This window comes from Actinomadura sp. KC345, from assembly GCF_004348515.1.
Classification (GTDB): Bacteria; Actinomycetota; Actinomycetes; order Streptosporangiales; family Streptosporangiaceae; genus Spirillospora.
This window is the reverse complement of the sequence record NZ_SMKH01000284.1, coordinates 1-9,938: the sequence shown is the minus strand read 5'-3', so window position 1 is coordinate 9,938 and position 9,938 is coordinate 1. Positions and strand designations below refer to the sequence as shown.

Annotated in this window: 9 protein-coding genes and 1 pseudogene; 1 reads left to right on the top strand and 9 read right to left on the bottom strand. The window is 71.6% G+C overall.

All coding sequences use genetic code 11. From position 1 onward, the window contains the following. From E1281_RS32240 to E1281_RS32205, 9 genes and pseudogenes are all read right to left on the bottom strand, one after another. A pseudogene (locus E1281_RS32240) lies at positions 1–567 on the bottom strand (hypothetical protein); the annotation flags it as partial. 138 nt (positions 568–705) lie between these two features. Continuing rightward, on the bottom strand, positions 706–1,512 hold the full coding sequence (locus E1281_RS32235; RefSeq protein ID WP_131883495.1) for an HAD family hydrolase: 807 nt from the start codon (positions 1,510–1,512) through the stop codon (positions 706–708). Then, positions 1,509–2,621 (bottom strand): cysteine protease StiP family protein, encoded by a 1,113-nt coding sequence (locus E1281_RS40700; RefSeq protein ID WP_165959204.1) that lies wholly within the window; start codon positions 2,619–2,621, stop codon positions 1,509–1,511. The genes E1281_RS32235 and E1281_RS40700 overlap by 4 nt, the downstream gene beginning before the upstream one ends. Then, the gene (locus tag E1281_RS40695; RefSeq protein WP_243717641.1) at positions 2,618–3,961 is read right to left on the bottom strand and encodes a phosphoribosyltransferase family protein; all 1,344 of its coding nucleotides are present in this window, start codon (positions 3,959–3,961) and stop codon (positions 2,618–2,620) included. The genes E1281_RS40700 and E1281_RS40695 overlap by 4 nt, the downstream gene beginning before the upstream one ends. Before the next feature lie 71 nt (positions 3,962–4,032). Further along, entirely contained in the window at positions 4,033–5,196 is a 1,164-nt protein-coding gene (locus E1281_RS32225) for an HpcH/HpaI aldolase/citrate lyase family protein (protein WP_131883494.1), read from the bottom strand. Positions 5,197–5,261: 65 nt separating this feature from the next. Next, positions 5,262–5,840, bottom strand: a complete 579-nt coding sequence (locus tag E1281_RS32220; protein WP_131883493.1) for a TerD family protein — start codon at positions 5,838–5,840, stop codon at positions 5,262–5,264. 41 nt (positions 5,841–5,881) lie between these two features. After that, positions 5,882–7,006, bottom strand: coding sequence for a DUF475 domain-containing protein (locus E1281_RS32215; protein ID WP_131883492.1), 1,125 nt, complete (start codon positions 7,004–7,006; stop codon positions 5,882–5,884). 60 nt (positions 7,007–7,066) lie between these two features. After that, a complete protein-coding gene (locus E1281_RS32210) occupies positions 7,067–7,645 on the bottom strand; it encodes a TerD family protein (RefSeq protein ID WP_131883491.1) in 579 nt (192 codons plus the stop codon). A 137-nt stretch (positions 7,646–7,782) separates the two neighbouring features. Beyond that, a complete protein-coding gene (locus E1281_RS32205; RefSeq protein WP_131883490.1) occupies positions 7,783–8,358 on the bottom strand; it encodes a TerD family protein in 576 nt (191 codons plus the stop codon). A 174-nt stretch (positions 8,359–8,532) separates the two neighbouring features. Here E1281_RS32205 and E1281_RS32200 point away from each other — a divergent pair, with 174 nt between their 5' ends. Next, positions 8,533–9,777, top strand: a complete 1,245-nt coding sequence (locus E1281_RS32200; protein ID WP_131883489.1) for a molecular chaperone DnaJ — start codon at positions 8,533–8,535, stop codon at positions 9,775–9,777. Positions 9,778–9,938: the final 161 nt, after the last annotated feature.

Here is a 9,938-nt window from a genome sequence, read left to right as displayed (position 1 = left end):
GTGTATAGGAGACAGGTCCCAGGCGGGGCTGTTGTCGAGACCCGACTCCCAGGGGTGGCAGATCGCGATGAGGCCGCTGGAGGCCAGGTCGCGGGCGCGGGCGAGGTAGTGGTGCTGGGCGGCGAGCATCGGGTGGAGCCGCGCGAGGAACACCCGGCTGCTCTCCCGGTCGGTGGCGCACTCGTGCAGGCGGAGGGCGGTGAGGGCGTGCAGCGGCGGCTGGGTGAGGCCGGAGGTGTGCACGCCGCGCGGCGCGTCCGGCTGCCGTTCGCTGCGCCAGAGGTCGGGGCCGGGGAAGTAGGCGTGCCGGGCGAGGGCGGGGTCGAACACGATGTGCGGGAGCATCCCGTCGGCCCACTGGCCGCGGAACAGGGAGATCAGTTCGGCTTCGGCGCGGTCGCGGCGGTGCCGGGCGAGGCCCATGCTGATGAACGCGGAGTCCCAGCTCCACTGGTGCGGGTAGAGGCCGGGGGACGCCGCGGTGGCGGTCCCGGTCCAGTTCGCATCGAGAACCCTGGCCGCGGCCTTCCACAGCGCGGTCTCGTCGCCGGTCAGACGGGAGGTCATGTGTTCAGGGTGTCCTCCTCCTGCGAGAGAGGGGGTTCACCGTGATTGTGACCGGAGAACGCGGCCGCTGCGACCCCTTCGGGTGCGTCGCTTGTCCACGGTCTCCGCGCCTGCGACGTGATTTTTCGCGGCGGCCTGTCACGGGGCCGTCGCGCGCTCCAGGAGCCACTCGGAGACCTCCAGCCCCGCGGTGATGCCGCGGGAGGCGGTGACGGCCGTCGCGGGGAACGTCCACCCCGTGTCGTGGAGTTCCCCGTGGGCGGGGCGGATGGACAGGTCGGCGGCTTCGAGGAGTTCGATGTCGAGGAGGGAGTCGCCGGCGGCGAGCATCGTGGACGCGCCCGTCCGGCGGGCGACCTCCTCCGCGGCGGCGGCCTTGGTCAGGCAGGCGGGAAGGCAGTACACCTTGCGGCCTTGCAGGGACGTCCGCCAGCCGCGTTCCGCGCACCATCCGGTGAGGTCCTCGACCCACCCGGCGGGAAGCGCGGCCCGGTCGACGACCGTGTAGGCGAACAGGCCGGACGCGTTGCGCCGCTTGAGGACGAAGTCGCCGCCCGTCCGGACGAGGTGCTCCTGGACGTCCGCCAGCGGCGCGCAGCCGTCGGCGACGCGTGCCCGGACGGACGCCGCCCATTCGGGGTCGTCCACGCCGTCCACGAGGAGGTGGCCGCCGTTGGCGGTGATGGCGTACCCGGCGGGTTTCTCCAGGAGGTTGACACGGCGGTACTGCTCCGGTGTGCGCGTCGTCGTCGGGACGAACGTCGCGGCCGTCGAGAGGGTCTCCAGCATGCGCGCGGCCGCCTCGGTCATGTACGAGAGCGGCGCGCCCTGGTAGAACTCCACGCACAGCAGGCGCGGCATCGCCTCGTCGGGTCCGTCCAGGGAGAACGCGGCGGCGGAGTAGATGAGCGTACGGTCGAGGTCGGAGCACACCAGGACGGTCACTGGACGGCTCCCTTGCCGAACCGAGGATGGATGAGTCCCATGCAGGCGTAGGGGAACCGGTCGGGTTCGACGTCGACGACCGGCACGCCGCGCTCGCCGGCGAGCAGTCTGATGTGCGTCACCTCGGGGCCCGCGTCGGCGCGCACGAGGACCTTCCACGGGACGCGGCGCAGCAGCACCCGCGTGGTCTCCCCGATCCCCGGTTTGACCAGGTTCAGGTCGTCGACGCCCTCGGCGGCGGCGCACCGCCGGACGGCCTCCCAGCCCGACCAGTCGGGGGCGCGGTCGGCGGCACGGTGCTCCGGCAGGTCCTTGGCGACCCGTTCGGCGACGTCCCCGAACCGCGCGCCCACGGTGTCGAGGAACACGGCGGACACGTCGTCTCCGGCGAGACCGGAGTAGAACTTGGCGCCGTGGAAGTCGCCGGGCCCGATGAGCTCCGCGTTCAGCACGGTCCGGCTCACCAGTCCCGAGACGGTCGAGTTGAGGCAGGCGGACGGGACCAGGAAGTCGTCCCGCGTCCCGAACAGGGAGGTGCACCGTCCCGGGTCGGCCAGCACCGCGAGGTCGGACGGGAACGGCAGTGAGGCCAGCGCGGCGGCCAGTTCGCGCGTGATCGCGCCCTTGCCCGTCCAGCCGTCCACGAACATCACCGACGCGGGGTCGTGGTGCTCGGCGAGATACCGCAGCGCGACGGTGTCGATGCCGCGGGCCCGGACGATGCTGACCGCGTAGTGCGGCAGGTCCAGGCCGTGCGCGAACCGCGCCCAGCGGCGCATGAGGATCCCGACCGGCGTCCCGGCGCGGGCCAGCGAAACGAGCACGGCCCGCGGGCCGCGCTCGGCGAGGATCATCTCGGTGACCAGTCCGGTCGCGTACGCGATCCGCTCGGCCGACGCCTCCAGCGCCCGGTGGAACAGCCGCCGGTACTCGGGGCCCGGCTGGTACTCCACCGGAAGCGACTCGGCGTAGTGCGCCCGGCCCGCCTGGATCGCCGCCTCACGCTCCTCGGTGGGCGCTTCGAGGCGCGCATGGGACAGGTCCTTGAGCAGCCACGCGACGTCCTCCGACGGGTAGCTGCCGAACGAGGGCCCGTACAGCGGCTTCACGTGCCCCTCCTGGCAGGAACCACCGCGACCAGTACCGGTGCGAGCGCGCGCAGCCGCTCCAGGAGACCGGTGGCGAGTTGCGGGGTGTCGCCGATGTCGTCCACGACCACCACGATCCGGTCGAACCCGGGCTGGTCCGACGCAGGAGCGACGTTGTAGGCGTACCGCTCCCCCGGCCCGTCGGCGGGGTCGTCGTGCGCCGGGAAGGCCAGGCGCGTCCTGATCGCGTAGCCGGGGTCGTCCATGGCGAGCACCGGCGAACGCGTCGTCGTCGAGTACCGGACGTCCACGCCGGGCAACGCGTCGGCGAGCGCCTCGGCCAGGCGCAGGGGCGCGTACATCAGCTCCTCGAACCCCAGGACGAGAACACGGGAGGCCCCGGCGCCGAGTCCGGCGGCCACGGCATCGGCCATGCGCGCCTGTTCCTTCTCCAGCAGCGCGCGATGGCCGGGCAGGAACCCGTGCCGTCCTCCGTCCGGCAGTCCGGGGGGCCATTCCAGCCCGAGCCGGGTCACGCCGAACGCACCGGCCGCCTCCTCGGGGAGCACGGTGCGTGCGGACAGGTCCGCGGCGAGCGCCTCCCCAGTTGCCAGGATGTCTTCGGGAAGGTCGACCTGGCCTCCGGCGAGGGCCACGGCGTCTATGCGGGTGCCCAGCCGGGCGGCGAGATCGTCCATCCGGGCCCGGTCGGCGGGGCCGCGCAGGTCGACCAGGGCCGCGAGGACGTAATGGCCCCTGGGCCGGACGGCGTGCAGTGCCTCGATCGTGTTCAGCACCGTCCGGCCTGTGGAGAGTTCGTCGTCCACCAGCACCACGGGCACGTCGCGGTCGAACGCGGCGGGGTCCGCCGGCAGCAGCAGATGGCTCGTCGCGTGGCTGTGCTCCTCTTCGAACCCCCCGTACATGGCGAAGCCCGCTACGGGACGGCGTGTGGAGTGCAGGTAGTAGGCGCCGCCCAGGGCATCCGCCACCGAGTGCCCCAGGGCCGTGGCGGTCTCCGCATAGCCCAGGACGACCGCTTCCACGGGAACCCGCGGGGTGCGCATGAGATCGCGCAGTCCGGCCGCCGCCCCCGGCACGTCCAGCAGGGCATCGGCCAGCAGAGACCCTGGCCGGGACGGCGCTTCACCCCGCAGGCGCGCGCGCACGAGCTCGCCCAGCAGCCGACCCGCCCCGTACACCAGCCGCGGATCGGTCGGGACGTGCTTGCCCAGCACCGCCGAGACCAGCAGGTGCGCCCGCCGCGGGTTGCGCCGCACGGCCAGCCCGACGAGATCCGCGAGGCCGGCGCCCACCGGGCGCGGGCCGTCCGTGAGCCGGACCCCGAGGCGCGACGCCACCCAGGCACCCGGCCAACGAGACCCCGGCGAGGAATTCGGCGAGGAACCCGGCCGGCGGGGCGGAGCGGCCGTCACGGGCTGCCCGCCGCTTCCAGCAGCTCGACGAACGTGACGTCCTGCGCCGCCACGCCGAACACGCGGGCGCGCAGCATCAGCCGCTGCGCCCACGCGCGGTGCGGCTTGGCCTCGTTCATCTTGTTGGCGTACGAGCTGGCCATCGCCCCTCCCCCGGCGACGCCGAGGATGTCGGCCGCGTCGCAGTACTCCTCGTGCGTCACCACCGACAGGGCGTGCACGGCCGCCACATGGCTCGGATGGATCACGGTCTTGCCCATGAGGCCGTTCGCCTTGTCCAGGTGCACCTCGCGGATCAGCCCGTCCAGGTCGGATGTGATCAGCCGCTGCCGCAGCGGCGCCGCCCGCTGCGCGTCGAACGGCGACTGCCGCAGCTGCGGCTTGAACATCCGCTCGCCCGCCGAGAAGTACTCCCAGACCGGCCCGGTCACCACATGGCCGGTCCCGTCCGCGCGGCCGAGGATGTTGACCACGTCGCAGATCACGGCCGCGACCGGCCGGATGTCGTAGATCGTCAGGTCCGGCGGGCGGCGCAGCCCGTACGCGGCGGACATGTCCGTCGCGCCGATCCGGACGGCGAGGATCTTCGACCGGTGCTTGGCGAGCAGCCGCGCCACCTCGTGCAGCGTCTCCTCCCGGGACTCGGCGTGCACCGCCTCCGGGCTCTCGATCACCGGCATCGCCAGCAGCCGCAGCCCGCCGCCGGCGGCGGCCTCCTCGATCGCTTCAAGGTACGCTCCGCCGCCCGCCGCGGTGAACTTGGGCAGCACGAACCCGGTGACCAGCGGCGCCGCGGCGCCGAGCCGACCGATCAGGTCGCCGATCTGCCCCGGGTCCCGGACGCGGACGAACAGCAGCGGCGCCTCGGCGCCGCGCCCGCCCGCGTGCAGCGTCCGCAGCTGCGCCACCAGGTTCGACTCGGCCGCCGCGACCTCGTCGTCGCCGATCGCGTCCTCCAGGCACAGCACCATGCTCATCACACCGCGGCGCGCCGCCCCCTCGACGTCCGCGGCGAGGGCGGGCCGGGTGGCGGGGCTGTACAGCGTGGCGCCGAGCGCCACGGCCAGCACCTCCGGATCGCCGTGCCGGTCGAACGGCCGCGGATGCCGGTAGAACAGGTGCTTGCGGCGCGCGGCGTCGATGTGGTCGAAATGCCGCATGGACGCCCCGTCAGCCGCGCCGTGTCATGAGATCGGACACCGGGTCACCCGGGCGGGATCCGGAGTCACAGGTGCGCCGACACGGCGGGCAGCAGGTGCTGGAACGTGCGGCCCGTCGCGGTCGCGCCGATCGCCGTCATCGACCAGCCGTCGCCGTCCCGCGTCACCTTCGCCATGATCTGGGCGTTGTGCTGCCCGGCGCCGCTCAGGTCGTAGCGCGCGATCTCCTGGCCGGTGCCCTCGTCCACCAGCCGGCAGAACGCGTTCTCGATCTGCGAGAAGTCCTGGCCGGTGAAGGAGTTCACCGTGAACACCAGCTGGGTGACGTTCGACGGGATGCCCTGCAGGTCGACGTTGATGACCTCGTCGTCGCCCTCGCCCTCACCCGTCAGGTTGTCGCCGGTGTGCAGGACGGAGCCGTCCTTGCTGCGCAGCTGCCGGAACCACACCTGGTCGGCGAGGTTCCCGCTGCCGTCGAACAGCAGGCAGGACGCGTCCAGGTCGATGTTCTGGGTCTTGGTCTTCCCGAACAGGCCCTTCTTGGCGACGGCGTCCCAGCCGAGGCCCATCTTGACCTTGGTGAGCTTTCCTCCGCCGGGTTTGGCCAGCGAGACCTTCTGGCCCTTCTGCAGCGAGATGGACATCGTTCGGCTCCTTCGGTGATCGATGCTTCGCGGGTGAAAGGTCAGACGTTGCTGGAGTGAAGCCGCTTGCCGTCTTCGCCGGAGGCCTCCTCGGAGACGTCCCCGTCCTCGCCCCGGTTCCGGAGGATGGAGCTGGCGAACGCGGCGATGATCAGTCCGGCGCCGAGCCCGCCGGTGATCCACTCGGGGACGTGGCTGCCGATGCTGATCAGCATGCAGGTCGCCAGGGCGCCGATCGCCCAGTGCGCGCCGTGCTCCAGGTACACGTACTCGTGCAGTGTGCCCTTGCGGACGAGGAACACGGTCAGCGACCGGATGTACATGGCGCCGATGCCGAGGCCCAGCGCGATGACGATCGGGTCGGTGCTGATCGCGAACGCGCCGATGACGCCGTCGAAGCTGAACGAGGCGTCCAGCACCTCCAGGTAGAGGAACAGGAAGAACCCGGCCTTGCCGGTGGCCAGCACCAGCCCGTTCGGCCCGCGCCCCTGCTCGGGCTTCTGGCCCTCGCCCTCGCCCGTCTCCTCGTCCTCGTCCTCCTCGGCGGCCTCGGAGAACAGCTCGCCGAGCCCGTTGACCAGGATGTAGGTGATCATGCCGAGCACGCCCGCGATCATGACGGTGCCCGGGTCGTCGGCGGCGAGCCACGACACGAACGCCAGCGCACCGCCCGCGACCACCACCGCGAGCTGGTCCAGCCTGCCGATGCGGGCCAGCGGCTTCTCCAGCCACGGCAGCCACTTGTCGGCGCGCTCCTCGAACACGAAGTTCAGGAACAGCATCATCAGGAACATGCCGCCGAACGCCGCGATGGTCGGGTAGGCCTCCTCCATCAGATGGTGGTAGCGGTCCTCGTCGTTCAGCGCCAGGTCGAAGGCCTCGATCGGACCCAGCTGGGCCGTGACCCCCACGATCAGGAGCGGGAAGACCAGCCGCATGCCGAACACCGCGATCGCGATGCCGATCGTCAGGAAGATCTTCTGCCAGAAGGGGCTCATCCGGTCGAGCACCTTGGCGTTGACCACGGCGTTGTCGAACGACAGCGAGATCTCGAGGACGGCCAGCACGGCGACCAGCGCGAACACCGACGGGCCGCCGTAAAGGAAGGCGAGGACGAGGCCGACGGCCGTGACGCCGAATGACCAGCCAAAGGTGCGAAGTATCATGCGTGTATTTCTGTTAGTCAGGAGGCCGGGCGTGGCGGCCGGGACGCGGGGGTGCCGGCATCAGCCGACGTTCACGCCGAAGTCCATCGCGATGCCGGCCAGCCCGGAGGCGTACCCCTGGCCGACGGCCCTGAACTTCCATTCACCGTTGTGCCGGTACAGCTCGCCGAACACCATGGCCGTCTCGGTGGAGGCGTCCTCGGTGAGGTCGAAGCGCGCGAGCTCGTTGCCGTCGTTCATGTTGACGATCCGGATGAAGGCGTTGCGCACCTGGCCGAAGCTCTGGTGCCGGTTGTCGGCGTCGTAGATCGAGACCGGGAACACGATGCGGTCGCATTCCGGCGGGACCCCGGTGAGGTTGACGTTGATGGACTCGTCGTCGCCCTCACCCTCGCCGGTCAGGTTGTCGCCGGTGTGCTCGACCGAACCGTCCGGGCTCCTCAGGTTGTTGAAGAACACGAAGTGCTGGTCGGACATGACCTTGCCGCTTCCGCCCAGCATCAGCGCGGACGCGTCCAGGTCGAAGTCGGCGCCCGTGGTGGCGCGGACGTCCCAGCCGAGGCCGACGGTGACCGCGGTGAGGTTGGGCGCGGCCTTCGTCAGTGAGACGTTGCCGCCCTTGGCGAGTGAAACTCCCATATCGGGCCACTCCCTTCCCTATGAGCCTGATCCCTGGCAGAGGATCCTAACGAGACCGGTGCCCTCCGTGACCGGTCATGCGGCGACCGATTTCCGGGACGGCCGAATTTCTCGCGTCCGCCGCCCGCGGCGCGCCGTCAGAGGTTGACGCCGAAGTCCACGGCGATCCCCGCGAGGCCGGAGGCGTATCCCTGGCCGACCGCGCGGAACTTCCACTCCTCGCCGGAGCGGTACAGCTCCCCGAAGACCATCGCGGTCTCCATGGAGGCGTCCTCGGTGAGGTCGTAGCGCGCCATCTCCGAGCCGTCGCCCTGGTTGAGCACGCGGATGTAGGCGTTGCGGACCTGCCCGAAGTTCTGGCCGCGGCCGTCGGCCTCGTAGATCGACACCGCGAAGGCCACCCGCTCGGCGGTGGCCGGCATCGCGCCGAAGTTGACCTGGAGCTGCTCGTCGTCGCCCTCGCCGGCGCCGGTGGTGTTGTCGCCGCTGTGCGCTACCGCGCCGTCCGGCGTGCGGAGGTTGTTGAAGAACACGAAGTGCTTGTCGGTGATGATCTTGCCGGAGGCGTCCAGGACCATGGCGGAGGCGTCCAGGTCGAAGTCGGTCCCCGTGGTGGTGCGCAGATCCCAGCCGAGACCGACGGTCACCGCGGTCAGGCCGGGGGCCTGCTTGGTGAGCGAGACGTTGCCGCCCTTGCTGAGACTGACTCCCACGGAGGCCTCCAAGATCGCATGCCGTGTCGGACGCCGGTCCGGCGCCCAGACTTATCGACGTTGCAGCGATGCTATCCGTTCCCTCCCGGCCGGACGCATCAGACGAGACGGCGCCCACCCGCGCGAAATCCGGTCCATCTGCGCCAGACTGGGCAGGGACGAAGGGAGGCTGCGTTGCGGGGAGCGGGCGACCAGCGGCGCCGTGGCCGCGGTCCACAGCCGGCGGCCGGCGCCATCGAGGCGAGGGAGGCGGCGTCGACCGCCTTCTACGACATGGACCAGGCGCAGAAGTTCATCGACGGCCGCGTGACCGTGTTCGAGGATCTCGACGCCAAGGCCGCCGAGCCGGTCCGGCGGGAGTTCACCGGGCTGGCCGAGTCCGCGGACGCCGCCGCGCACGCCTACATCTCCGTGCTGGACGCGCACGACCTCGATGACCAGACCCGGTCACCGGCCGATTACGACGCCGCGCGCCGCGCGTTCGTGGCGACCACCGAGCGGTTGCAGCAGATCACCCGCAACCTGAACGGCTTCGCCGAACGCCTCGCCCCCCGCATGGCCAGGCTGGAGTCGGCCCTCGACCAGCTTCCGCCCAAGCTGACCGCCGCCCGCGAGGCCGTCGCCGCCGCCGACGCCGCCGTGGCGGCCGCCCGCCAGGCCGGGATGGACGCCTCCGACCCCGAGGCGGAGGTGGCGCAGGCCAAGCAGATCCTCGCCCAGCTCGGCTCGCAGGGACTCGGTGGATTCGGCCTGGACGGGGCGATACGCAAGGCCGAAGAGGTCCGGGAGATCGCCGACCGGGCGCATGAGGCCGCCGCGGAGCTGCCGCAGATGGCCCAGAAGGTCCGCAACTCGCTCGCCTCGGTCCGGACCCGGGTCGACGTCGTCGCGAACCGCGTGGGGCCCGTCAGGGAGGCCATGCGGGTCCTGCTGCGCGGCTACTCGCAGGCGTGCTGGCAGGACCTGAAGGGCGCGCCGGAGTCGATCGAGGCGGCGGCGAACCGGGCGCGTGAGCGGCTGAACGAGGCGTCCGCGCACTCCTCGCGCGCCGAGTGGAAGCAGGCGCAGCAGGCGCTCACCGCCGCCCGCACCGAGCTGAACGCCGCCGACCGCCGGGCCGTCCAGGTCACCGGCCGGGTCGAGGAGCTGCGGACCGTCGCCGCCGACCCGTCGGCGCCCGCGGAGAGCGTCCGGTTCGCCGTCCGGGACGCGCAGCGCCTCGCCATGGCCCAGCCGGGCGGCGCGGCCCCGCAGCACGCCCGCGTCCTCGACTCCCTGGTCGAACGCCTGGAGAACGCCCCGAAACGCCTCACCGGCACCAACCCGGACTACTGGGCCTACCTGAAAGAACTCGACTCCATCAAGACCGCCGCCGGCGACGTGGTGACCCGCATCCGCGCGGAAAGAGCCCAGCAGTAAGCACACCGGCGATCGCACCGCGGTTCCCGAAGGAGGAGGGCCTCAGGGCCCGACGCCAGGGGAACCGCACTGAATCATCCCCTGCGGTCGTGAAGGCCCATGGTGAGGTTGCGGGCGACCATCGGGGGGCCGCTCTGCTGGGGGTCGCCGTAGGGCGGGGC